This window comes from Dictyobacter arantiisoli, assembly GCF_008326305.1.
In the GTDB taxonomy this organism is placed as follows: domain Bacteria; phylum Chloroflexota; class Ktedonobacteria; order Ktedonobacterales; family Ktedonobacteraceae; genus Dictyobacter; species Dictyobacter arantiisoli.
The window spans coordinates 75,511-101,867 of the sequence record NZ_BIXY01000013.1; the positions used below are offsets into that span (position 1 = coordinate 75,511).

The following is a 26,357-nucleotide window of genomic DNA, read 5'->3' on the forward strand; positions in this document are numbered from 1 at the left end:
TTGCTTTCCATTTTCTATGGACAAAAAAGGAGCCGCAGTATTCAATGCTGCGGCTCCTTTTTTGCTCTGTTTGTTGCGACACCACTGTTTAGGGCTCGTCGACTGGCACTTCTCGTTCTGTCGGATCTGGATGTGAGGTCTCTTCGCGCAATATCTCTGGAACCGCCTGCTCGGCATGCCTGCGAGCGCACTCTTGCAGGAGCGACTGTTGGCCGGTCAGCCAATGTTGCAAATCGAGCGCCTCCTGTGGCGTGAGCGTCAGACGGACCCCTTCTCCTGTGATTGCCAGTGCCCCTTCTTGCTCATGTAATTCCACCACATGCTGACCTAAATCGCGTGTACTCACTGCTTCTTCCTTTCTACACATCTGGTACAGGAATAAATAACCATGGAGAGTGAGTATTCAGTTCCCCATGCATCTATCATAACATTTCTTTTGATACGTATATCCGTCCTCATCCGCTACAGGCCCGCTGCGGATCTCATCTCTGCCATAAGATTTACGCAGGCCTTAGCCATTTTGAGCGCCATTGACGCGAAACATCATACAGCGCGAAACATCATATATATCATATATAAAGAACAGAAAATCACCATTAAAAAGATACCTTTTTGGGAGTGATGATGCACTATTATCCATTCATATCGGTAGGAATTGTGCAGTAACTGCTTGTCATAAGCTCACTTTTTTCGTATACTTATGAGGCTATTGGCAGTCTTATACTATAGTACTATACTTATTTCTGCTCTAGTATTTTTATCAATGTTTTGGATAAACTCTCTTTATTGGCGTCATACTTTAGCAGAGGATAGCACTTCTTTTCAATGAAAGGTATCATATGACCGCCTCACTTAGAGCAACCGTTGTAGGTTTAAATGAGTATTCTGATCGACGCACAAAGGATGCCTGGCTAAAATTCGCCCGTGCGGATGCGGAGGCTATTGGTCAACTGCTCGCTTCCTCCAGCGCATTCCAGGTGGAGCGTGTGGATGTGTTGCTGGATGGGCAGGCCAACGAGTTCGCGGTACAGGAGAGCTTGAACTCGACCTTTTTCTCACGTCGACAGATGAGTAATACGGTGGCGCTCTTTTATTTCGCAGGCCATGGGACGCCCCATCCTTTGGATGATCGTATTCTTTTATGTTGTCATGATGTTGATCCTGCTAATCCCAATCATGGTGGCATCCGTCTCAATGATATTTATGATTTGCTACATAGGAGCGGCGCGGACTGCAATATTGCGATTATTGATGCTTGCTTTAGCGGAGATATTATCAATGTACAGGATATGAAGCGCGTTTACCATATTTCGCCGGTAGAGCAGGCGAAGAAGGCTATCGAGACGTTACAGGGGCGTGAGGATAAGACGATTGCTATTTTTGCCGCCTGTCGTTCTTCAGAGGAGGCACGCGAGACGAAAGAGCGCGGGCATGGCATCTATACCGATGAGATTCTTCAGGGCTGGCGCGATGGCCTGGCTGGCGATGAGCAGGGCGTTGTCAGTCTGCTGGGGCTGGCCCACTATCTTTCCCAACGCTTTGCCCGTGATCGCCAGGTCCCGCAGTTTACTATTCGCGGGGCCGGTCAAATCGAGCTACAGCGGGGACAACCTCGTTCCAGCGAGGCAGTGAAAGAAAAGATCGAGCCTCTCAAACCCGGTACTAAATTGACTAATGTGTATGGAGAGATTCACCTGCCAACCTTTATCCCACAACAAGCCGCTCACATTTCGCGCCAGCAGCTGATCATCGGTAGCGTTGCGCTGCTTGTTGCCTTGCTGCTTTGTAGTATTGCCACGGCGACTGTACCCGTATTAGGTGGCTTCTTCTTTGGTGCGTTCGCTCTATGGGGAATCATTGCCCCTATCCTGCTGATTGCTGTTACACGCTGGTCCATTCCTGTCTTTGTGGTGCAACTTGCCCTCCTGGGAGGATATGGCTTTGATCATTTCCAGTGGCGTATCCCGGTTATGAATCCCGCTCTGGCTTTTCTGGCTAGCTTTGAACCTATTTATTGGCTACTCTTACTACTTGAAACTGCTATGATTGTTTTTATGGCTTTCTATCTTTCTACACGCTGAATGCAGCTATGAGGATTCTATAGATTTTAATGAATAAAAAGCAATGGCAGGTAGTACCGTAAGGGTGGGGGATTATAGAAAGATGAAAGATGAAAAATGAAAGATGATTATGTATGAGTGTTGGTGATGGAGAGAGAAAAATTCACACGATTGGGATTGATCTGGGGACTACCTTTTCCGCTGTGGCTATCCTGGATCAAAATGGTCAGGCACAGGCGCTTCCCAACGCGGAAGGAAGTCTGACAACCCCATCGGTGGCGCTCTGGCATGAAGGGACCTTTGTTGTCGGTCAGTCCGCTTTGGATCTGGTACAATCTGCCCCTCTGGAGCAGCGCGAGCCATTGACGGCTTCTCTGGTGCGCGGCGTAAAGCGTATGATCGGACAACCGCCGGATGGTGGTTTGTTGACTGGTGGCTTTCGGACCACGCCTGTCGCGGTTTCGGCGGCGATTCTCGCCAAGCTGGCACGCGATGCATCAACCCAACTTGGCTTTCCCGTTAGCCAGGCAGTGATTACCGTGCCAGCTCATTTTGGGGATGGCGAACGGAGCGCGACAAAGGCTGCTGCAGAGATGGCCGGATTACAGGTCTTGCAGATGATGAATGAGCCAAGTGCCGCTGCGTTGGCCTATAGCCATGGGAAAGCGGTCCAGCCGGGCGTGGCACTGGTCTTCGATCTGGGTGGTGGCACCTTTGATGCTACTGTACTCCAGCACGATGAACAGGGGAATGCGCGGGTACTGGCGACACAGGGGATTGAAGAACTGGGCGGTATTAATTTTACCAATAAGCTGGCAGGCGAGTTGCAGCGTCGCTATGAGAGTCAGACGCAGCAGCGTTATCCCTCCGATCATCTTGCCAGTGATCTGTTAGTCGTCGAGGCTGAGAAGGCCAAATGCCAGTTAAGCGAGCAGAATGAGATTACTGTCGAACTCGCGCCCATTGGCGCTCCTGCTGCCAGTATTATCCTGACGCGTCGCCAGTTTGAGCGCCAGATCAATCTGCATTTGATCCAGTTACAGACAGCAGTAGAGATTGCACTGGAGCGGGCCCGGCTCACGCCTGAAAAGGTTGAGCGCGTGCTGCTCTGTGGCGGCTCATCGCGCATTCCAGCCGTACAAGCGATGCTGGAGGATCTGTTTGGGAAGCCACCTGAGCGTATTTTAGATCTGGATTTGAGTGTCGCCCTTGGGGCGGCTTATCAGGCGGCGAACTGTGAGCGTGTTCAGCAAGGGCAGGAAGCGGGCCTTCAGCTGCTCTCTGGCGGCCTGATCGTGGATTGTGTAAGTTACGCGGTCGGTATCGCGATCCTCAATGCACGCGGTGATCAGCAGGTCAAGCTGATTATGCTGCATGCGGGCGATCCACTCGATACCTGGAGTCCACCCTACGCGGTCCGCCTTGCCAGCGCATCCAGTAATTTTCCACCCATCGCGGTCTATCGCGGTGAAGAGACTCAGCTTGATGCGGCAGATTATTTAGGTGAGACGATTGTTACGCTGCCGCCTGGCTTGAATGCGGGAACCCGTGCCATGATCCAAATGTTGCAGGATCAAAGTGGCCTGATCCATATTCAAATTGTGATGAATGAACAGATTGTACCGGGCGCACTGCAACGTGTACAACACTGATTCGCATGCAAAAAGAGAAAGGATTCCCCGATGCCAAAGGATGAAAATAATACTATTGTTGAGCTGGATGATGAACATAATGTGTTCATTTTAACGGAAGAGCAGTTACATCCCAATCTGATCGGTTTCCATCGCGTACAGGTCGACGCGACTGAGAAATGTCTGATTTATCGCGATGGCCTCTTATTTAAGACACTTGGACCGGGGCCGCATCGCTGGTGGAATGGCTTCCGTCATAAATGGAAAAAGCAACGTATCAATATGCGGGTCGAGATGCTCCCTTTTTCCGTCAAAGGGCGCGTCAAGGGACCTGCTATGCCGCAGGACGTGCCGGGAGCCGCCGCTGTAGATCTGGCCTGCGATGTGACCGCAGCGCTTGATCTGGTTTGTAGGCTGGCCGACATTGATACATTTTTGCAATATCGCAATCCTCTCTCGGTTTTCTCCTCTTCCTTCCAGAATATGGTCGTTGAATTGATTGGGAATCTTCCCTACGACCAGTTGGGCAAGTGGGCCGTTGATCTGCGCACACAAATCTATGATCGCTTAACGCTTCCAGGACGCGATAATGCGGAGCGCCGCGTGGGTATTCGCGTTGAGGAGGTCTTTGTACGCGAGTTTAAGCCCAATACCGCGCATGATCGCAATATGATGGCGAACTATCAATTGGTGGAGCGTGTACGCCGTGAGGTTGCTGAGGCCGAGGCGAAAGAACAGGGTGCGGTCAAGACCGCTGCCTCTCTGCGTGCTCAGGGCGAATTGCTGAATATCGCGCCATCTATTCTGGCCTTGAAGGATACTCCAATTGGTATCGAGTTGCTCAAACATGATGCGAGCCTGCGCAATATGGCCTTCGCGGCGGGCCTCAATCCTGGTGTCAATATCCAACCTATTCGGGACACGACCGGACAACTGACTTCAGGGCAAACCGGCCAGATTGGATATCTAAATCCACCGTCCGCCGATCCTCGGGGCATACCAGCGCCACCTCCGGGAGCTTCAGGACCTCTCTATAATAGCGCCCAGCCTCAGGTCTCTGGACAACTGTATGACAATACGACGCTATCAAACACCTCACCCTTCTCCCCGCCCAGCAGCGGATCGCCATCCGGCGCACCTGCGTCAGGTGGAGAGCCAGTCGAGAGTGCCCGCCGCGCTCGTGAGTTGGAGGCGTTGCAACAGCAGGGATTTATTCCTGTGGGGGTGGGCAAGGTTGAGCCACTGCGCGATCAGAATGGCAATCCAACCACGCGTGAATGGGTCTTGATGGTCCAGTCCCCCCGTGCGGATGGTTTTCCTTTGATTGTTTTTCACTGTCCTGTGCTTTATCCTACCGTCGCACCAACTGTGCAGGTACGTCAGGCCACTGGAAGCCTGACCTGGACGGTACCCAATACTCTCAATAGCTGGCAGGCCGGTCGCCTGCTGGTAGAGATAGCGCAAGAGATCAATAACGATCTGCCGTAGCATGGACCATGTTCGTGGGCCGCTGGGTCGCATGTGAGAAGAGGTGCAATGCAACTACCGCAACCGTATATCCATACTTCGCCACGTATGATTGCTATGGTGGATCGACCGCAAATGGTTCCGCGTGAAGGTCCAATTGCGGATGCCGTCTATGGCTATCATACGCTCTGGGCTGCTGAAGTACCGTTTATTCCTGCCTATGTGCAGACAAACGAAAATACTTTTGAACAGGATACCTCGTTACATATTACACGCGTGCTTGAACGACAGGTGCGCTTTCTCTATGATCTGGCGCAATCGCGCGATAATCATTCGACCTTTGAGATGCGGCTGGTGGCGTGGCCGCAGGAAGGCGGCTATGCGCAGGTCGGTATTGCCTTCATCGGGAAGGTCTTTCATCCCGATGAGCGGATTTCGCGTCAGTTGGCGTTGGGATTATGGGATAAGTTCAGTGCCATCTTTCCTCACGAGGCTCCGCTCTCTTATCCTCTGGTGCCAATCCAGGAGGCGGCTGATCCCAATGGTCTTTCCAGCCATAGTTTCGCGGAATGGTTTGAGCCGCTTCCGCTGACACAGCTCACTGATCTGCGTAGCATCGTTGAATTGCGTAAATATGAGGATTGGCCGACGGTGCGGGGCATCGGTGGGGTCATGTATGCGCGAGACTATATTCCTCATCCTTTTGTGGCGGCCCTGGACTATACTGCTATGGCGCGGCTCTTCGAGACGATGGCGCGTCAACGCGAATTATGCATGGTTGCCATCACGCTTCGTCCACAGCGCCTCAGTGACCAGGAAATCATTGTCCTGCACGAGCTTGCGAGCTGGTATCAGAAATCATCCCAGGGGGAGACGGTCATCAGCGGGCCGCTGGTTGAAGCTATGCGCGAGCTGCAAAGCGATATCTTTGAAGCGTATGTGCGCAGGCGTGCTGACCTGGGCTTGAAGGTCTATGAAAATCTGGTGCGTGAGCAGCGTAGCCTCTTTCTGGTGCGCTTGCAAGTTGTGGGCGCTCCCATTGCACAGGATGATCTGATTGAGGCGCTGGGTTCAGAGGTGATGGCGAATGCTGGCAATGCTTATCCCAGCCGCTGGACGCGTGTTGAGCCAACGGCCCGGGATAGTCGTTGGGCACGCTTTAACCTGCAATGGTTGGAGTTTGTGCGTTGGGGCAACTCGCCCCTGGTCCAACAATATCCACCTCTCCTGCGCTTGCGCCAGCTTGTGACTGTCCAGGAGGCAGCGGGCGCGTTTCGCCTGCCGATTGCTCCCAGCCACGGTGGACTGGCTGGCCTGGATGTACGAGATGAGCCTTTTACCCCGCCGCGCATCCTGACTGCGCCGGGACAGGGCATTCCGCTTGGTCATATCCTGGATCGTGGCACTCCGACCGGGACTACGCTTGCGCTCCCATTTGCCAATTTGCAGCGCCCCACACTGATCCTTGGGGATGCTGACCGCCCGCGTGAGTTGGCTTTGCAGCACATCCTTGTTGGCCTGCTTGCCCGCAATATTCCCTGGATTCTGATCCGTGGGAGCGCTCCATTTGATAGTGATGCCACGCAGGTTCTGGGGGTGCGGCGTATCTCGCTTGATTCCCTGCTGGGAAGCGCAATACTGCCCCTGCATCCTTTCCTACCCCCACCTGGCATTACCTATCCTGCCTTTCTGGATAGTCTGGTCAGGGTGCTGGCGGCATCCTATCGACTGGATGGAGCCGCCAGTATTCTCTTGCGCCGCGCCCTGCACACGACCTATGAGGCGCAGGGATGGACGGCTACCACGCGTGGACAGGTTATTGAACTGGATGCATTGGCGTCCTGTCTGGAAAAGCTTGCTCTCAGTCCGGAAGTCCCAGTCGAGGTTGGTACCCTGCTGCGTACACGCTGCGTCCTGCCCCTGCGCGATCTGGCAATCGTTGCCGCGCCTTTGTTACATGCCAGTGCCACAGCGGCGAGCGACCTGTGGTCAGAAGCTACGGTCGTCGAACTCGGTGAACTGGGAAATGATCTGCATACCCGTGTCTTGCAAGGATGTTTATGGTCCTGGTTGGCGCTGGCGCTGAGTGCCCGGCCTGCCACCGCAGGGGATGGCGTACGTGGCATCATCGCATTGGAGGACGCACATGGACTCTTCGCGCCTATCAGTGACGAGCAACATGCTCATGAGCAGGCGAGCACAGCAATACTCTTGCCGCTCCTGCTCTCATTAGGACGTGCTCATGTGGGAACCCTGCTCAGCGACCGGCGTCCAGATCTCTTCTCCTCTGAGTTGATCAGTAAAGCCGGAGCCACGCTTATCACACAAAGTTTTAGTCTCAGTATGCAAAGATCCGCCGCTGCATTACTGAATTTATCCACGCGTCAGCAAGCGCGGGTAAGCCGCTTAAGCGAGCGCGAAGCCGTCATTTCTCTGTATGGAATGGAAACAGCCCTGATCAATTTATAGATCATGCGCAAAGAGGAGCAGGGAATGACGATCCCATAGGGGCGAATAGATGCGGGATTGTGAAGGGGGGTTGGGTTCCGAGGTCGGGTCCCGGTTCACTTTCCTATATTAGCAGCCAATAGCATGATAGAAGGGATTGTAATGAAGGATATCAGCAGCTTGCAAATTGATGCACGTTGCGTCAAGTGTGGACGGCTTTCAGGTGCGGACGTCACACTCTATGAGATGCGCAACCATTTGTTTATTTGTGCGGACTGTCAGCGGGAGGCGGAACAGCAGGGCAAGCAAATCGCCTGGGCTTCGACTGATACAGCTCCCGCTCCGCTCTCTTCTGCATCACAAGCTCAGACTCAGAGCGCTCAGACCATTGCCGGGCCGCGTCGCACAATCAGTCTCTCCCAGCCTCCGCCATTGCCGCCTGATAGTCTCTTTGCGGTCCTCTCGTTGCCGCTTGATGCGCCCCTCTCCACCATCGAGGCTGCGCTTGAGAAGAGTATGAAAGGTTGGATGCGTGCGCCCCGCTCGCCTGAGAAGACAACGATGCTGGATCGTCTGCAAGAATGGCAGGAACTGATCGAGGATGAAGAGCGCCTGGCTGCATACCGTGAGAGTATGAAGCCACAGCGCAAGGGAAACGCGCTCTCGGTCGGTGGCCGTCTGGTATTGACCACTCAGGAATTTGTGGCTGCCTGTGAGGCCAGTCAGGAGGGATGGGCGGATGGTGAGCGTTATCTGCGCATGGGACAGCTCAAGCATTGGGTGCTCTTCCAGCTTGGTGATGTGGCGCTGGCAACTGATATTGGGAATTATCAGACCTGGAATAAGGTGTCTGACTTCCATGCCTTCAATGAGGCGCTCTATCGGATGGACATGCAGCGCCCCTTCCGGCTCTACAGCGAGACAAAGTGGCAGCCATTAAGTACCCTTCCCAGCGCCAGAGATCCACAGGAGTTAGCCGCGCTGTGCGATCAACACTGGCATCTGGGGGAACGCAATCTCTTTGAAGGAGCCATGGTTTTCTGGCTGGCTGCCTGTCATCAGCTTCCCGATGTGCGCAGCTATTTTATTGAGCACCTGGCACGCTATGATCGCAAGAAAGATCAGCGCGGTGTCGGCCTGGAACTCTTATTGGAACACGCTGTACCGACATTGGAGAAACCCCAACTACGGGTGACCTTTGATGGCGAGGAAGATGGCTATGCGATTAAAAATTGGGATCGTGAGCTGAATCATAAGCTGGTGAACGTGAAAGTAGAGAATTTGACACGTGGTTTTGTCAGCTTCAAGCTGCGCCTGGATGCCAGCCCGCAAGGCGATTGGGTTGAATTGAAACCCGATAATCCCTTATTTGCCCATGGACTTAAAAAAGAGGCATTTCCTGTCCAATCCTTGCTCTCCTTCTGGCAGCTATCCCGGCTTGCGCGTGGCAAAAGCTATCAACGCAAACTGGTCCTCCAGACGCTCGCTGCTAAGAATGAGCTGGTGATTGTACAGGAGTTTCCGGTTACCATACGCACTCAGAGCTACTATCAGGGATTGCGCGGCAAGCTCTGGCTATGGGGATTGCGCGGCAACCTGCCGGGCCTGTTCTGGAATGCCCTCATTGCTCTGCTGCTCAGCTTTACCGTCTTCAAAATTCTGCCCCTCCTGGTTCCTGCCCCCTGGTATAGCACCTGGACAACCCCCTCTGACTTTATTTTTCCTCTACTCCAGATGTCGGTTGTTGAGGCTGTCGCGCCATTACAGTCGCTCGATCTGCTTGCCGTATTGATTTTTAGCGCTGTGATCGCTTTTGCTGGCCTTAGATGTGGTTATGCTAAAGGGCATCGCGACGAAAGTCCACGCAGTAACGCCCGTAGCTATCGGCGTTGGACAGGCTGGCTCTTTTTCTTTTTGATTGTTGGCGTAATCTGGCGCCTGCAATATCCCATTCTTTCCATTTACTTACAGGATAACAATAATCAGACGCTGCTGAATTGCGCGCCCTACCTGATTGGTGATGGTATACTCTGGCTACTCTGTTTTGTAATCATGCAAGTTATCGTTCTTATCCGTTCTCAATTAGAAAAATATTTACGCACGCGTTACGCAATGCTGTTGGATTTGCCAGGGAGGGAATAGGTATGATCAATCATAATACTGTGCAGGCGAGCGAAAGCTATTATGAAGTATTGGGCGTGGCGCAGGACGCCAGCCAGGATACGATCCAGCAAGCTGTGAAATCCTATCGGGAGCAGCTTGAGGCGCGCCTCAATAATCCATTGCAGATGAAAGCCGCCAGACAGACACTTACCAGCACGCTCCCGCTCATCGAGCAGTACTTGCTTGCCGGTGAGGAGGCGCGGGCGGCCTATAATCAGCTGCTGGAAGAGGCGCGTCAGAAAGCGCGGGGTGAGCTTGAAATCGAGGATACAGAGGGGCTGGATGACCAGTTGCCGCAGCCCTTCTTCTTTGATCCTTTTACGGCCTACGATACGGAGATGCCTGCCCTGACGTTGCGTCAGGTCGGCCTGAAGTTGGATGAGGAATGGCCGACTACCCATAAATGGATTATGCATACCACGCGTGATGTGCATGTACTGGTAGGCTATCTGATCTTCGCGGCAGGCCGTAAGCGACTCGCGCAGCAGATCGAACGTCTCATTGAGGCCATCTCTGAGCAGCGTATGAATATCAATGAGGGTATTGAGCGCTGCATCGCTATTCTTAATCCCGCTATTGAGCGTCCAGGTGTCGGAATACAGGGTCCCTTCTTTGACGGCGCGACCTATGTTTTCAACGCAGGTGACTGCCTGCCTGATCAAATTGAATACATTGAATTTACCCTCTATCATGAAGGGCTGCGTGGCTGTGTGTTTGGCACCCTCGCATCCACCACCTCGTGGATTACGCTGAATAATGGCTTGAGTGAGCAACGCTTTGCTTTATTGCCTTCGGGCAGCGATCCCGCGCTGGGAGCATACGAGCAAAAGTGTACCATCGCACTTCATCTCGACAGGCTGGAACCATATGAGAATTATGTCGGGCTGATGCTGCTCAAGATTGAGAATAGCGATCCACCGCGTGAGATTCCACTACAGATTCAGTTCCACCTGCAGGCACGTCCACCACGAGTGCAATTTCAACCAGCGGCACAGACCCTCTGGCTGGGTATCAAGCAACAAGGCGAGACGGCTACTGTCAGCGTACAGGTCGAGAACAAAGGGGATGAGGAACGCGTGCCGCTGACCGCAAGCATCAAGGCTACCAGCGCCATTGGCAGTGTCAAACCCAATCGTTTCCACCATCAAGATACCCTGACTCTCAGCGTCGATACCGCTGACCTGCCGCGCGGCCAACGCTTTGAGGTCAAATTTCCGCTTGACTACAGTTCCATCCCCGGCGCGCGTGGACCAGAGGTGATTACGCTCCAGGGCGCGCTCTATCCCACTTTCTGGCAAAGCCTGCGCGCACAGAGCAAGCTATCAGATCGTTTTTCGCGCGCATTTGGTTGCGCATTCCTGGTTGGGATCGTTTTTGCCCTGCTCAACTCTACGCGCCTGCTTGGTTGGTGGGATTTTTTTGTTGTTGCGCCGCTGGTCTGTCTCTGGTTTGGCTTTCAGATCAGCAATGCCATCACAATCCATCTCAAATGCGCTGGTAATCCTGCGCCAGCCGCCCGGCTTATTCCGTGGTGGTATCGCCTGGGCGTACCGCTTGCTTATGGGTTTATCCTTGCCACCATTTGCTGGTTCGTGCCTGATAGCACTGCTTCAATCATTATTAGCCTCTCAGGTGGCATTCTGATAGGGCTGCTCGGTGGATTTTCGCTCAGTAGCAACATCAGCTTTATCTACAATCAAGGCATATATCATTCCGGGGCTAATTCCGGGACCGAAACTGCTGCGTAGCGTATATGAGAGTCGAAGAAGAGGATAACTGTCCTATGATAACACAGACAACAGATAAACGAGCGGTGATCCTGACCGCGCTTGAGGTTGAGTTTCTGGCGGTACTGGCACATCTCCGCGCTGTGCGTGAAGAGATCCATAAAGGTACGGTTTATACTGTCGGGAGCTTTATTGAAGGTTCCCAGCGCTGGGAGATCTGTCTGGTACAGACTGGCGCGGGCAATAATGCGGCTGCCTTTGAGGCTGAGCGGGCCATTAATTATTTCCAGCCCCAGATTATCCTCTTTGTTGGCGTGGCGGGAGGGATTAAGGATGTCCGGGTCGGTGATGTGGTTGCGGCTACGAAAGTCTATGGCTATGAGTCAGGCAAGTCGCTTTTTCGTTCCTCATTCCGATCGCGACCGGATGTTGGCGAGTCCAGCTATGGTTTGATTCAGCGTGCCAGGGCGGAGGCGCGCAAGAACAACTGGCGTCAGCGTCTACTTTCTTCTACCACCGCAGCTAGCGCGCAGGCACAGGAGAGCGAGCCACCCATCGTTCTTGTTGGAGCGATTGCCGCTGGTGAAAAGGTTTTGGCCTCGGCTGATGCTCAGATCGTCACCTTCCTTAAAAACACCTACAACGATACCCTGGCCGTCGAGATGGAGGGACGCGGCCTCCTCAAAGCGGCCCATGCCAATGAGCCTGTCAAGGCATTGATCATTCGTGGTATCTCAGATTTGTTGGATAATAAGCAGAACAGTGATGCCCAGGGAAGCCAGCCACGTGCCGCCAGTGCCGCCAGCGCCTTCGCCTTTGAGATCCTGGCTCAGTTAGATCCTCCTGTAAATGCTTCAGCCAGCATGGATACAGCCGCGATTTCGGCGACGCAATCAGGCGCGCAAGCACACGTGCAGAGGTCGGCTCCTCCAGCCAGCCAGCAGGATAGCAATCAGGACAACCAGCCGTTGCAATTGGCGGATGTGTATATTTCTGAGGACAATCAGAAGACGCTGCTCGATCTAACATTCTATAACGCTGGAAGTCGTCCTATCCTGCTGACGCGTGTTTTGCTTGACATCCTTGATGTTGGTCCATTCTATCGCGAAGCGGAGGATAGCACACGTTCCTTTCTACCAGCCAGCCAGCAATATGAGGTTGAATTAGCGCCAGATATGCAGGGTCAGCAGCAAACGCTCAAGGTATCTCAACAGCTTCAACCCGGGGAGAGTGATCGCATTCAGCTTAATCTGGGACAATGCAATGATGATCCTGGCCTTGCCTATGTCTGGTATCGTATTAAGCTCACCATACCCTTTCATGGTCAGTCGGGAGTTGTGCTCGCATCCGAGCCGCTCTTGCTCTCCTTTCCGCCTGTCAACCTCAAACACCTCGATGTCTGGGATCAAAGGGATGAGAATTCCGCTGTCAATCTTGCAACCTTACAGCACATGTCTACCCTCACTGCCGAACGTAGTCGCTCAGTAGCTACCACAATCCAGAAATATCAGAGGTAGAATGGCCTGAGCTGAAATCGCTGATCTCCACGGCTTTCTGGCAAATCTTCGAGGGAATTAGGCTTTTGCCTGTCCTCGTAAAGGGCAATACCGTTTCAATACCGAGAATCATGACGAAAAACGTAGGTGCGGCCCGACGTCGCAACGGAGGTCCGCTTGCCCGTTTCTCGTAAGACCATCTCGCCCCAAAGCTCTCTCTAAGAGCCTGTAAAAAAACGAGCCTCGAAAACAAGCTGATCTGGCAGTCAAGCTTTCCAGTCATTCTTCTACTCAGAGCCAAAATGTCCCAGGAGAGATTTCCTCTTTTCTCCACAGATATGTTATACTTCCTTCAGGAGAGAACTTTCAGGTCAAAGGTAATCACCACACCTGCATTCATTACCCTGAGCAGAAGAAGTCTTATGTCTGAGAAGCAAGCTATTTTTCAACACACATCAACGCTCGCCTTTGAAACGTATACGCCCACATCTCCCATTCTTTCGAGCGTGCAGGCAGGATGGGAAGGAATCATTGTACGCACCTACCATGAGCCAATGGTGGTTGAGAGCGTGATTGCTCCTGCCGTTCCTGATGTCTCGCTGGTCATGGTCACTGGAGGGGCAATCCGCCTCGAAAGTCGAGATGTGGGTGGTTCCTGGGAAGCATTGACCCTCGTCGAGGGAGACTGGTTTTTAACCCCCGGAGGAGGGTTGCCCTATGAGTTGCGCTGGAGCAGCCTCTCTTCTCAACCGATCCAGACGCTCCACGTCCATGTGAGTACCGATCTGGTTTCTCGTGCTGCTCTCCAGCTCGCAGATCGCGATCCTGCCCGTGTGGAACTGGTGGAGCGTTCGGGCTTTCAGGACCTTTTGCTTGCTCAAATGGGACTGGCGCTGCGACAGGAATTGCATAGCCCTGCACCTGCGGGAAAACTCTATGCGGAAACTGCCGCCCAGATGCTTGCCGTTCACCTCTTGCGCCATTACCTGGCAACAGACGTTTCCATCAAAGACGTTGAGCCTCGACTCACGAGCCCGCAAATGAAGCGGATTATGGACTATATTCAGGCTCATCTCAACCAGAATCTCTCCCTGGAAGCTCTGGCACAACAGATCGGTTTCAGCGCCTATCACTTTGCACGCCTCTTTCGGCAAACCACAGGAGAAAGCCCACACCAATTTGTACTCTACAAACGCATTGAGGCTGCGCAGCGTCTGCTCAAAGAAACCGATCTCCCCCTTGCTCAGATCGCGTTAGAGGTTGGCTTTCCTCATCAAAGTCATTTTACCCACGCATTTAAACGCCGACTGGGCCTGACTCCGTACAGGTATCGGCAGGAGTCCTCAAACAGCGCACGTTTTCGATAGCGAGAGCAAGAATGCGCAAGAATCCTTCCTGTTCATCCATGTATCATAGCAGTATCAAATAGATGATTGATCTGCGCCACCCGGAACAAGAAAGAGTCAGTGACAGATGACTTTCTCGACGGAGATACTTCATGAACAACGCACCAGGACCCGGAAGATATCGGGCATGCGGTCGTGTTCCTGACTTCTGACGAAGCGAAGTTCATTACAAGTATTGATCTACCCGTCGATGGAGGCTATCTTGTGCTTGGCACGGAACGGGTGGCAACGAATATTCCTTATGAAGAACGATGAATGAAAAGGAGAAGAAGAATGTCAAATCAACAGCAACTCAACCAGAAAGAGCATTATATTCAGGTCGTCAAAGACTTTCAGCGTTTGCTCGAAGAAAAGAATCTCTCTGCCTGGATGGATCTGTGGGCTGATGATGCTATCAACTACTATCCCTATGGCTCCGGGATATTTCCTGAGAAAATAGTCGGCAAACAGGCAATCTATGAAAATTGGAAAGGGGTCTTTGAACTGTTTGAGAGCCTCAGCTTCCCTATTCACGACATCTATGTGGATGTGACAAAACAGACGGCCATCATGCGTTTTGATTCTCACAATATCATGAAAGGCGGCACAAGACGCTACGATAATACATTTGTCTGTATCCTCATCTTTAATGAAGAGGGCAAAATCAAGGAGTATTATGAATACTTCAACCCGATTACTCTGGGAGCCACCTTTGGTCTGCTGAGAGTCGAGCGTTTGCAAGGGAATGAGGCGCAGCAAGCGCAATAAACGTTGACTGAGATCGATTGGTCGTTCCAGATACAAAGTGCTCGTGTGCTTCGGCAGCACACGAGCACTTTGTATCTGGAACGACCAATTGTGGGGATATCTCTTCGTTTTCACGCGAATTTTTCTCGGTATTTAATTAGCAGTCTTTAATCAGAATTGCTAATTGTGGAATAAAATTATCTGCCACGGCGTTATTATAGGTATTCTGGCAATCTTGTACAGCAAGTGCTACACCGCAAAATAAAGTGTCTGAGAGGGAATAAAGCTAGCTGTAGGCTGGTTATAGTAAGTGAGTTAGCAATTATGAAAAGAGAGTGCTAAACACGGGAATAAGTATCCCAACCATGGTGTTATAGTAAGTGAGTTGGCAATTATGGTGATCGAGTGCTAAGACAGATACAATACAATACAATTCTCACCTATTTGTACAACCAATAAACCTTTCGATAATTTCCGAGGAGTCTGTACGAAGCGGATTCCTCTCTCTCTACATAAATATAAAAGTGAGGAGCCTACTTATTATGAAATGCGAACGCTGCCAGAAAAATCCTGCTCAGGTCCGTGTTGATCAGTTGATGGAAGGACGCCGTGTCTCCCATTTGCTCTGCCAGTCCTGCGTTGATGAGTTGATGAGCGTGATGGAGCAGGCGGATGGTGTTGAGAATTTTGGTGCTCCCTCTGGCTCTGCTAATACTAATGCTTCAGCCTTTGGGTCTCGCGCTGGTGGCGTCAATACAGCCACTGCCGAGCGCCAGGCGACACAAAGTAAAACCCCGACCCTTGATCAGTATGGCCGTGATTTGACCGCCGAAGCGGCTGAGGGAAAATTAGATCCCGCTGCTGGTCGTGAACGTGAGATACGCCGTGTCATCACCATTTTGGGACGACGCCAGAAAAACAATCCTGTCCTGATCGGTGAGCCAGGCGTTGGTAAGACCGCTCTGGTAGAGGGCCTGGCCCGTAAGATTATGGCTGGCTCGGTTCCTGCGAACCTGCGCGGCAAACGTGTGATTTCGTTGAACATGGGGAACATGGTTGCTGGTGCCTCCTTCCGTGGACAGTTTGAGCAGCGCATCAAATCGATCCTGGAAGAGCTACGCAATGCCCCAGAGATTATCGTCTTTATCGACGAGTTGCATACCGTCGTGGGTGCCGGAGCTTCCGAGGGTTCGGTTGGTGCGGCAGACATGATCAAGCCAGCCCTGGCCCGTGGCGAGCTGCGCTGTATTGGCGCGACCACTCTGGATGAATATCGCAAGCATATCGAGAAAGATGCCGCTCTGGAGCGCCGTTTCCAGCCTGTGCTGGTTGACGAGCCATCGGTAGAAGATGCCATCGAGATGCTGAAATTGCTACGACCCAATTACGAAGCCCATCATGGTGTCAGCATCACTGACGAGGCCATCGAAGCGGCTGTTAAGCTCTCTGATCGCTACATCAATGACCGCTTCTTGCCTGATAAGGCTATCGACGTCATGGATGAGGCAAGCTCTTCGCAGGTGCTTGAGGCCAATGAAAAAGGACTCTTGAGCCCTTCTGCGCTTGAAAAAGAGCTGGCTGACTTGCAGCAGCAGAAAGAGGCCGCCGCTGAGGCCGAGGATTATGAGCAAGCCGCTAAACTACGGCAGCAGGAATTGCTTCTCCTGCAGAAGCTGGAACATGCTCGCTCCGCTTCCGATGCCTCCTTCTCATTGCTCGTGACGCCTGAGCAGATTGCTCGCGTTATTGAGCTATGGACGGGTGTTCCGGTTAGCCAGATGTTGGAGAGTGAGCGTAAGAATTTGATTACCCTGGAAGCCGATCTACGGCAGCGTGTGATCGGTCAAAATGAGGCTATTAGCGCGGTTGCCCGTTCGATTCGTCGCTCGCGAGCTGGATTGAAAGATCCAAAGCGTCCGATTGGTTCGTTCCTGTTCCTGGGACCGACTGGTGTGGGTAAGACCGAGCTGGCAAAATCCTTATCCGCCGAGATGTTCGGAGGTGAGGACCATATGATCCGGCTCGATATGTCCGAGTACATGGAGCCACATACCGTCTCGCGTCTCTTCGGGAGCCCTCCCGGTTATGTCGGCCATGAGGATGGTGGACAGTTGACCGAGCAAGTACGTCGCCATCCCTATAGCGTGATCCTGCTGGACGAGGTCGAGAAGGCGCATCCTGAAGTCTTCAACTCCTTCTTGCAGATCATGGATGATGGTCGCCTGACCGATGGACAGGGTCGCACGGTTGACTTCAAGAATACCGTGATTATCATGACCAGCAACGCTGGCAGTGCGGATCTCAAACGGGCCGTCAATATTGGTTTCTCCACCGGGAAAGGTGTTGAGGCTAAGAGTGAGCAGTTTGAAGCGTTGCGCTCCAAAGCGATGGAGGGACTCAAACGAGCCTTCCGTCCAGAGTTCATCAACCGTATCGACCAGATTGTGGTCTTCCACAGCCTGGGACGTGAAGAGCTCTATCAGATCGTGGATCTGCTCTTAGAGCAGGTACGGGGACGCCTACAGGAGCAGCATATTGGCCTGACCGTCAGCGACGAAGCTCGTGACTTCCTGCTAGAGGTCGGCTTCGACGAAGAGTATGGAGCTCGCCCACTGCGTCGTGCCATCCAGACCCATGTCGATGACGCCCTGGCGGATGCCATCCTTGATGGAACCCTCAGCAGCGGCCAGCAAACCCTGTTGACCGTTGAAAATAACAAAATCGTTGTGAAAGAGCAGACGGCTATCGCAGCCTGATCCATACACCCTGCTTTTTCTCTCCTCCCCTGAGCGGATGAGATTGCCGAAAGGCCGTCTCATCCGCTCTGCATGTAATATCTCAACAGCGGTTATGCTCTCTTGCTTGAGCAAGGATGTAGGGGCAAGGTTACCTGTATGAGCATCTAAAATGCGTCTTTATTCGTACAAAATAAAAGGTTGCCGATAATTCTTTTCAAGGAATTGGAATAAGTCATGTATTCTTCCTGTTATGATAAGTACCTGGCAATCTTGGAGATAGACTGCTAACATGGGGAATAAAAGGTTCCATGATACCGTTATAATAAGTGAATGAGCGCTAAGCCAGGGTAAATCTTTACAGACACCTATCTGCATACCAATGCATGATCTTATGTATCCCGCTACTCATTCAATGCGTATCGCATATCTCGTGGAGATTTCACAAGAGATTTCCATTGCATATAGAAGAGTTAGGAGCATAAATACATGAAGTGTGAACGCTGTCAGAAGAATTCTGCTCAAGTTCGTGTGGAGGCCATGGTGAATGGCAAACGTGAATCCCATTTCCTCTGCCAATCTTGCGTCGAAGATATCATGGACGCGATGAATCAACTGGGCGGTTTTGACTCTCCTGATTCGGCTGGAGCTCCATTTGGTTCAATGTTAAACAACGCGACCTCTTCTACATCCCGGGCTGGTGGTATTAATACTGCCACGGCTGAGAAGAAGAAGCAGAGTAAAACTCCGACCCTTGATCAGTATGGACGCGATTTGACCGCCGAAGCAGCTGAAGGAAAATTAGATCCCGCTGCTGGTCGTGAACGTGAGCTACGCCGCGTTGTTACCATTTTAGGACGACGCCAGAAAAACAATCCTGTCCTGATTGGTGAACCAGGCGTTGGTAAGACCGCTCTGGTAGAGGGCCTGGCCCGTAAAATTATCTCCGAAGATGTGCCCGCGACCCTGCGCGGCAAACGTATTGTCTCGCTCAGCATGGGCAGTATGATTGCCGGTGCCTCTTTCCGTGGACAGTTTGAGCAGCGCATCAAATCGATCCTGGAAGAGGTGCGTAACGCCCCAGAGATTATCGTCTTTGTCGACGAGCTACATACCGTCGTCGGTGCGGGTTCGGCTGAAGGTTCGGTTGGTGCGGCAGACATGATCAAGCCAGCCCTGGCCCGTGGCGAGCTGCGCTGTATTGGCGCGACCACCCTGGATGAATATCGCAAGCATATCGAGAAAGATGCCGCTCTGGAGCGCCGTTTCCAGCCTGTGCTGGTTGACGAGCCATCGGTAGAAGATGCCATCGAGATGCTGAAATTGCTGCGACCCAATTACGAAGCCCATCATGGTGTTAGCATCACTGACGAGTCTATTGAAGCGGCTGTTAAGCTCTCTGATCGCTACATCAATGACCGCTTCTTGCCTGATAAGGCCATCGACGTCATGGATGAGGCTGGTTCAGCTTTGATGCTGGATGCCAGCGAAAAAGGTTTGCTAAATCCTTCTGCACTCGAAAAAGAATTAACCGACTTGCAGCAGCAGAAAGAGGCCGCCGCTGAGGCCGAGGATTATGAGCAGGCTGCGCAATTGCGCCAGCAAGAGCTTCTGGTCTTAGCGCAATTAGAGCGTGCCCGCCTGGAAAACCAGACAGTATCCCTGCTGGTGACGCCAGAGCAGATCGCGCAGGTTGTTGAGCTATGGACCCATATCCCTGTCAGCCAGATGTTAGAGAGCGAGCGTGCCAATCTTCTGACCTTAGAGTCTGATTTACGGCAGCGCGTAATTGGTCAGAATGAGGCCATTGCCGCCGTCGCCCGTTCGATCCGTCGCTCGCGGGCTGGATTAAAAGATCCAAAGCGTCCGATTGGTTCGTTCCTGTTCCTGGGACCGACCGGTGTGGGTAAGACCGAGCTGGCAAAATCCTTATCCGCCGAGATGTTCGGAGGTGAGGACCATATGATCCGGCTCGATATGTCCGAGTACATGGAGCCACATACCGTCTCGCGTCTCTTCGGGAGCCCTCCCGGTTATGTCGGCCATGAGGACGGTGGACAGTTGACCGAGCAAGTGCGCCGCCATCCCTATAGCGTGATCCTGCTGGACGAGGTCGAGAAGGCGCATCCTGAAGTTTTCAACTCCCTCTTGCAGATCATGGATGATGGTCGCCTGACCGATGGACAGGGTCGCACGGTTGACTTCAAGAATACCGTCGTGATCATGACCAGCAACGCTGGCAGTGCAGATCTCAGACGGGCCGTCAACATGGGCTTCTCCGCCAAGAAAGAAGGGGCCGATGAGAAGACTGAACAGTTTGAAGTGATGCGCTCCAAAGCGATGGAGGGACTCAAACGAGCCTTCCGTCCAGAGTTCATCAACCGTATCGACCAGATTGTGGTCTTCCACAGCCTGGGACGTGAAGAGCTCTATCAGATCGTGGATCTGCTCTTAGAGCAGGTACGGGGACGCCTGCAAGAGCAGCATATTGGCCTGACTGTCAGCGACGAAGCTCGTGACTTCCTGCTAGAGGTCGGCTTCGACGAAGAGTATGGAGCTCGCCCACTGCGTCGTGCCATCCAGACCCATGTCGATGATGCCCTGGCGGATGCCATCCTTGATGGAACCCTCAGCAGCAGCCAGCAAGCCCTGCTCACCATCGAAGACGGCAAAGTCATCGTCAAAGCCCAGGACACTATCGTTTCCTGATCCTTTGACAAAAACAAGAGAGTCAGCCTGCATATTCGCAGCTGGCTCTTTTTTGTAATCCCCCAGGCCTTCAAGATGTACAGAAGCCCAAAGCTCTGCTTTTTTCATTTCTGAAGACGTTTTTTGACGAGAAAGCCCTTTTTCTGCCTCTTCTCGCCTCTCTGAGCTACATTCCTCTTCCAACTTTTGGTTCCTACCATACTCAAACCCCTTTTACCCGCCGTAATCTAGAGATCCCATTTAGCGGCCATTTTCGCCCTCGCAGACGCAAAAGATGGGTGATTGATCAAATCTTTTATTTGATCTACATAAAGGGATGGTATTTTGTTCTCATAATCTTTTGATTGCGCCTCTGAATCAATTTGTTCAACCTTACGTATGCTATATTCCATTATCGATGTTCTATCAAGGGTTCGTTTGATCGCTGACTGCCATCCTGGAGGAAGTACTCTATCTCCTTCCTTTCCTTTTTCATCCTTAAACGTAAAGGGATTAGCTGTTCTTGAAACAAAAGCATATTGATTTGTTACGCCATCAGTGATACGACCTTTAATCACTGAAAATCCTATGAACTTTCCTTCTTCTGGTGTATCAGATGCATATTTTTCCCCTATCAATTTGGCAAATTGCGCATGACATGGTCTTGGTTTTCCATCAATCACCCGAAAATGCTCAATAGGAGAAAAGTTTATATTCCTCTTTTGGTAGATAGAATAGGGAACGTCGGTTTGATGTTCCCGTACGGCGTAAATTTTATCAGGGGTATCTCGGTTTCCTTGTGAAGGAGAAATCGGAGCAATAAACATTTTGTATTCCCCCTTTTCTCGGATATGTACCAATCCAGTGAATGCTTGACCACTTTTTGCGTTTAAAAATATCTCAAGGCTTTGACCATGAATACGAATTGCTTCTTTTGGAGGCTGAGGATGGGTTTCCAGTAACCTTTCTCTGTTCTCATTGTCACTACGGGCGGCTCCAATGGTTCGTGCTTCTAATATTTTATTAAGTGCATCTTTCTCTGAAAAGATTATATTATCTGTTTCTGGTATCTTTTCTTTCTTTAAGAAATTAGCTATGTTTTCTAGTACATCAACGCGATTATATTCCATTGCTTTTGCTGTTACTGTCTCTAATCTACCACTAAAAGCTTTTCTATCTAAATCGCTACCTGATTGTAATTCAAACATTTTTATTCTCCATAACTGTTCCACTCACTATTGAGATAAAAAAACAAAGGAAGCCTCACCTTGGGAATCTCAGGAAATAAATTTTTCTCTATAATATCACAATCTAAGTGCAATCAAGCAACAAACGCGAGATAAAACCTACTCAGCAGGCACAGACAATCCCAAAAAAGTTGCTTGATTGTACTTAGTGCAGGTTCAAAAAAACTCTTGTGCAATCAGGCGGAAACCTATAGCCCACATTCCGCATCCTAAAAAATGACTTTTTGCATATCAAAAAATGATGCTTTTACATCTTTTGCACAGGAGATAAAAGACGAGGAACAAGAACGTTTGATCCAGGGAAGGCAAAAGGGATAGTATCGTACGATTCACGGAGCCTCACCATAAAGGATGAGGCCTTCTTTCTTTGAGTGGGTTGAGTTGCTGCCGTGAGGCGGCAAAAAAACAAAACAACAAAACAAAACGCATCTTCACAAAACATATTTCTTAGGTTATACTCTATACGCAAGCTAAATTAAAAAATACAAATGCATTGCGCATTTATTGTTCAATAGAATAAAGTATCAATTTGCTGCTAGGGGTGCCGTTTCGGCTGAGAGGTAGGCAACTACCGACCCTTTGAGAGTTTGACCTGATCTGGGTAATGCCAGCGTAGGGAAGTAGCATCAACATTCTGACTTATGGTTGCGTTATAGATAGGATTGATCAATCGAGATATCTATCTTTGCGTCAATTTTGTCTGTAATGATTGGAGCCGCTCCCCGCCTCTGGGGTGAGCGGCTTTTTGTATGCCTGATGCTAACAGGCAGAAGTGCTGCTTGAGAAAGATTGATGCCTGGTCGATTGATCAAGTTTACGAGGTGTAAGATGGATGACACACAAACGGATACGCCGGTTGCGCCAGTTGCGCAGCACGCAAGACTATCCGTTGAGGGTGTGACAAAGATATATCGCTCCGGGAAGCGGACGGTTGAGGCGTTGTCTCCGGTCGATCTTAGTGTTGCGCCAGGCGAGTTTGTCTCGCTGATCGGCCCCAGCGGCTGCGGCAAGAGTACCTTATTTAATATTATCGCGGGCGTGGATACGCCAACCGCCGGGAGTTTGCTGCTGGATGGTAAGCTCACGAACACAAACGAGCGAGCAGGAAAGGTCGGCTATATGCCGCAGCAGCCGCTCTTATTGCCCTGGCGGACCGTGGAGGAGAATGTGATGCTGGGTCTGGATGTACGTCGTGTGCCGCGCAAAGAGGCCCAACAACAGGCCAGCGCCCTCCTCAAGCGCTTTGGATTGCTTGAATTTGCCAATAGCTATCCAGCGGACTTATCCGGCGGGATGCGCCAGCGTATCGCCTTGTTGCGTACTGTCCTCTTTAACTCATCCTTTCTGCTGCTGGATGAGCCATTTGGCGCGCTGGATGCCCTGACGCGCTTCACCTTGCAGATGTGGTTGCAGGATCTCTGGCAGAGTTTCCATTCCAGTGTGATCTTTATCACTCATGACGTACGAGAGGCCATCTTGTTGTCTGATCGTATCTACGTCCTGAGTGCGCGTCCGGCCTCGGTATTGCGAACCATCGAGGTTGACCTGCCACGCCCCAGACGGCAGGAAGATCTGGCGCAACCACAGGCGCTCCGTTTAGAACAGGAACTCTTATCCCTGCTAGTCAAGGAGCAGCCCTTATGACACTCAAACGCCTGGCTGGCTATGGGCCCGCCTTCGTCCTTGCCGTAGCCATCCTGCTCATCTGGCAACTGATTGTCAAAGGACATCTGATTACCGCGACCATCCTACCGCCGCCCACAGCTATCGTGCAGGCGCTGTTGGATAACTGGGATGTGCTCTCGGTCCATACTTTGCAAACCACTATGGAAACCGTATTGGGACTAGGCATTGCCACCATCCTGGGTGTTGTACTGGCGATACTCCTTGATCTCTCGCCCTGGATACGGCGTGCGGTCTATCCATTGCTCATCACCTCGCAGACTATCCCAATGGTAGCCCTGGCACCATTGCTGATCATCTGGTTTGGACTTGATCTCAGTCCCAAGATCATCGTAGTCGCGCTCTACTGCTTCTTCCCCATCGCCGTGGCCTTCGCCGATGGATTGGCAAGCACCGATCCCGAGTTGATGAAGTTGATGCAGAGTATGAAGGCGACACGCTGGCAAGCATTATGGCTGGTGCGCCTGCCGGGTGCCATGCCATCCTTTTTCTCTGGCCTGCGTATCGCTGCCACCTATAGCGTCACAGGAGCCATCGTCGGCGAATATGTCGCGGCCCAGCAAGGACTTGGTATTTACATGGAACTGGCGGCGCGCTCCAACGTCGTTGTGCTCGTTTTTGCCGCCATCGTCGTCACCGCTGTCCTCAGCTTGCTGCTCTTTGGGCTGGTTTCATTACTGGAACGCATTGCCCTACCCTGGCATCAAAGCCAAATCTCGAAACGCTAATTCTCAAGTGAGCAGCCATCTATTTTGAAAGGTTTGAATTCATGAAATCTCGCACACGACTCTGGTTAAGCATCGGCATCCCGGTCTTATTAATCGTCGTTATTGTCGGAGTTTATCTTGCCCAGCAACGCAGCAGTAACAGTGATAATACTGCTGCGCAATCATCCCAGACCACGATAGTCAAGAATCTCACCACCGTGCGGCTCGCCCTGGACTGGACCCCCAATACCAACCACACTGGTATCTATGTCGCGCAGCATGAGGGCTGGTATCAGCAAGCGGGCATCAAACTTGTGATCTTGCCCTATTCACAGAATGTCTCGCCGGATACCATGGTCAGCACCGGCAAGGCCGATGTTGGTATCAGCTCAACCGAATCGATTGTGGCGGATGCGGCTGTTGGTCAGCCTGTCGTCTCGATTGCCGCCATTCTACAGCACAACACCTCATCCCTGGCCGTGCTGGCCAACTCCGGCATCAACACGCCCCGGGATCTGGACGGCAAGACTTATGGAGCCTTTGGCGCGCCCTACGAAACACCTGTCCTGCGCCATATCATCCAGCATGCTGGTGGTAAAGGCAACTTCAAGAGCGTCACCCTGAATATCGACACCCTGCAAGCCCTGCAAAGTCATCGCATCGACTTCGCATGGATCTTTGATGGAGCGGAAGGCATTCAGGCCCAGCACGAAGGTATCAAACTCAAAACCTTCCCTATCATTGACTATGGCATCGCCGACTACTACACGCCCAACCTGATCAGCAGTCCACAGGAGATCAAGAGCAACTCGGATGTATTACATCGTTTCATGGCTGCCACTGTCCGTGGTTACGAATACGCTCGCACCCATAGCGACCAATCCGCCCAGATGCTCATCCAGCAGGCCCCCAAAGGCAGTTTTCCCGATCCAGCCTATGTTCTCGACAGCCAGAAATATCTCAGCACGCGCTACGCTGATAGTGGTCGCAAATGGGGCCTGCAAGACGCTCTAGCCTGGCACGGTTATCCACAATTTATTCTGGCAACCGGCAGTGTACAGGACGCCCAGGGCAAACCCATCACCAGCCTCAACCTCGACGCACTCTACACTAACCAATTCCTCTCCTGAAGACCGCTTCATCCATTGTTCGCACAACAGTCAACGTTAAGATGCTGGTTTATCTCCACAAATGCGGGGATAAACCAGCATCCATTACAACCTATTCACGAATTGAAAAATAGGTTCTAAATCCCTCGACATTTTTCTTTTCTCGAATTTCAAACCCACCGAGACAGAACAATGGCACATCGGCTGCTTGAATACAATGTGATGGCAAGCAGTAAGTTCAAATGTCCCATCTATTCAATCGTCATCTTTTTGAAAAAAGAGAGCATCACGTTCACTTCACCCTACGTAATATATAATCATAAGGGAAGTGAGATTATGCGTTTCCATTTTGACATCATCAAGCTCTGGGAATTGCCTACAGCAGTTCTGTTTCAAAAACATCTGAAAGGGATTCTTCCGCTCGCTCCCATTACTCAGGAAGGAGCCCGGCGGGAAGTCGTGGATGAGGCGATTAAGGCGCTGCTGAAGGACGATCCTGAAAACCAGAATAAAGATCTCCTCTCACTTCTTTATGGTATCTCGTCGTTAGTATTCGATGATCAGGCTGATAAACAGTGGCTGGACTGGAGGTTTCGCATGTTAGAAGATCTTTTAAATGACAGTTGGGCTTTCCGTGAACTCCGCCAACGCGGCGAAGAAATCGGCCTGGCAAAAGGTCGAGAAGAAGGTCGGATAGAAGGCATCCTGGAGAGTTTACGGTTACTTGTACAGCGTCTCTTTCCGTCGCTCTTAGCACTGTTGGAGGATTTCCCCCAAAAGTCTTTCACCGCGAAGGAGTTGAATGCCATACTGCTTCAGGTTGTTGCGGCTCAGACTGAGGAGGAAGCCCGGCAGTATCTGCTGACGGCTTTGCAGCAGCATTTATAAAGATAGCAGGGTAGGGTCGATTTAGCAGCTTCACCTTGTAGTTGTTCTAAGATAGTGTTTGATTCCCATCACGATGGGTATGCAGGCGCGAGCTTGGTCAAGAGGCGATGGCAGGAGGCGATTCTGATAAACGCCTCCGAACTTTCGGGCAAGCCCTCGTGATCGCGAGAGAGCCG

At 51.6% G+C, this 26,357-nt stretch carries 18 protein-coding genes and 1 riboswitch; of the genes, 16 read left to right on the plus strand and 2 right to left on the minus strand.

The window, feature by feature from the left end; translation table 11 throughout:
* Window positions 1–88: 88 nt before the first annotated feature.
* Complete coding sequence (locus tag F1593_RS06425; RefSeq protein ID WP_149400724.1) at window positions 89–346, minus strand: hypothetical protein; 258 nt, start codon at window positions 344–346, stop codon at window positions 89–91.
* A 493-nt stretch (window positions 347–839) separates the two neighbouring features.
* Between F1593_RS06425 and F1593_RS06430 the strand changes: the two genes are divergently transcribed.
* From F1593_RS06430 to F1593_RS06485, 12 genes are all read left to right on the plus strand, one after another.
* Entirely contained in the window at window positions 840–2,081 is a 1,242-nt protein-coding gene (locus tag F1593_RS06430; protein ID WP_149400725.1) for a caspase family protein, read from the plus strand.
* Window positions 2,082–2,194: 113 nt separating this feature from the next.
* Complete coding sequence (locus F1593_RS06435; RefSeq protein ID WP_149400726.1) at window positions 2,195–3,712, plus strand: Hsp70 family protein; 1,518 nt, start codon at window positions 2,195–2,197, stop codon at window positions 3,710–3,712.
* Between the two features lie 30 nt (window positions 3,713–3,742).
* Complete coding sequence (locus F1593_RS06440) at window positions 3,743–5,179, plus strand: SPFH domain-containing protein (RefSeq protein ID WP_149400727.1); 1,437 nt, start codon at window positions 3,743–3,745, stop codon at window positions 5,177–5,179.
* Window positions 5,180–5,227: 48 nt separating this feature from the next.
* Entirely contained in the window at window positions 5,228–7,627 is a 2,400-nt protein-coding gene (locus F1593_RS06445; RefSeq protein ID WP_149400728.1) for a hypothetical protein, read from the plus strand.
* Window positions 7,628–7,786: 159 nt separating this feature from the next.
* A complete protein-coding gene (locus F1593_RS06450) occupies window positions 7,787–9,748 on the plus strand; it encodes a hypothetical protein (protein ID WP_149400729.1) in 1,962 nt (653 codons plus the stop codon).
* Window positions 9,749–9,750: 2 nt separating this feature from the next.
* The gene (locus F1593_RS06455) at window positions 9,751–11,517 is read left to right on the plus strand and encodes a hypothetical protein (RefSeq protein ID WP_149400730.1); all 1,767 of its coding nucleotides are present in this window, start codon (window positions 9,751–9,753) and stop codon (window positions 11,515–11,517) included.
* Window positions 11,518–11,552: 35 nt separating this feature from the next.
* The gene (locus F1593_RS06460; protein ID WP_149400731.1) at window positions 11,553–13,013 is read left to right on the plus strand and encodes a 5'-methylthioadenosine/S-adenosylhomocysteine nucleosidase; all 1,461 of its coding nucleotides are present in this window, start codon (window positions 11,553–11,555) and stop codon (window positions 13,011–13,013) included.
* A gap of 401 nt (window positions 13,014–13,414) precedes the next feature.
* Window positions 13,415–14,359: an AraC family transcriptional regulator gene (locus tag F1593_RS06465; protein ID WP_172631913.1), complete on the plus strand. Its 945-nt coding sequence runs from the start codon at window positions 13,415–13,417 to the stop codon at window positions 14,357–14,359.
* A gap of 159 nt (window positions 14,360–14,518) precedes the next feature.
* Complete coding sequence (locus F1593_RS29800) at window positions 14,519–14,653, plus strand: hypothetical protein (protein WP_149400748.1); 135 nt, start codon at window positions 14,519–14,521, stop codon at window positions 14,651–14,653.
* An 18-nt stretch (window positions 14,654–14,671) separates the two neighbouring features.
* Window positions 14,672–15,145, plus strand: coding sequence for a nuclear transport factor 2 family protein (locus F1593_RS06475; protein ID WP_172631914.1), 474 nt, complete (start codon window positions 14,672–14,674; stop codon window positions 15,143–15,145).
* A 521-nt stretch (window positions 15,146–15,666) separates the two neighbouring features.
* Window positions 15,667–17,880, plus strand: a complete 2,214-nt coding sequence (locus F1593_RS06480) for an ATP-dependent Clp protease ATP-binding subunit (RefSeq protein ID WP_149400734.1) — start codon at window positions 15,667–15,669, stop codon at window positions 17,878–17,880.
* 468 nt (window positions 17,881–18,348) lie between these two features.
* Window positions 18,349–20,568 carry an ATP-dependent Clp protease ATP-binding subunit gene (locus F1593_RS06485; RefSeq protein WP_149400735.1) on the plus strand — a complete coding sequence of 740 codons (2,220 nt, stop codon included), beginning with the start codon at window positions 18,349–18,351 and terminating at the stop codon, window positions 20,566–20,568.
* 227 nt (window positions 20,569–20,795) lie between these two features.
* Here F1593_RS06485 and F1593_RS06490 read toward each other — a convergent pair whose 3' ends face one another.
* Entirely contained in the window at window positions 20,796–21,755 is a 960-nt protein-coding gene (locus F1593_RS06490) for a hypothetical protein (protein ID WP_149400736.1), read from the minus strand.
* Window positions 21,756–22,321: 566 nt separating this feature from the next.
* Window positions 22,322–22,430, plus strand: a riboswitch (TPP riboswitch).
* 192 nt (window positions 22,431–22,622) lie between these two features.
* Here F1593_RS06490 and F1593_RS06495 point away from each other — a divergent pair.
* From F1593_RS06495 to F1593_RS06510, 4 genes are all read left to right on the plus strand, one after another.
* Window positions 22,623–23,438, plus strand: a complete 816-nt coding sequence (locus F1593_RS06495) for an ABC transporter ATP-binding protein (RefSeq protein WP_149400737.1) — start codon at window positions 22,623–22,625, stop codon at window positions 23,436–23,438.
* Window positions 23,435–24,205 (plus strand): ABC transporter permease, encoded by a 771-nt coding sequence (locus F1593_RS06500; RefSeq protein WP_149400738.1) that lies wholly within the window; start codon window positions 23,435–23,437, stop codon window positions 24,203–24,205. Before F1593_RS06495 ends, F1593_RS06500 begins: the two co-directional genes overlap by 4 nt.
* A gap of 41 nt (window positions 24,206–24,246) precedes the next feature.
* Complete coding sequence (locus F1593_RS06505) at window positions 24,247–25,314, plus strand: ABC transporter substrate-binding protein (protein WP_149400739.1); 1,068 nt, start codon at window positions 24,247–24,249, stop codon at window positions 25,312–25,314.
* Between the two features lie 315 nt (window positions 25,315–25,629).
* Complete coding sequence (locus F1593_RS06510; protein ID WP_149400740.1) at window positions 25,630–26,181, plus strand: RpnC/YadD family protein; 552 nt, start codon at window positions 25,630–25,632, stop codon at window positions 26,179–26,181.
* Window positions 26,182–26,357 lie beyond the last annotated feature (176 nt).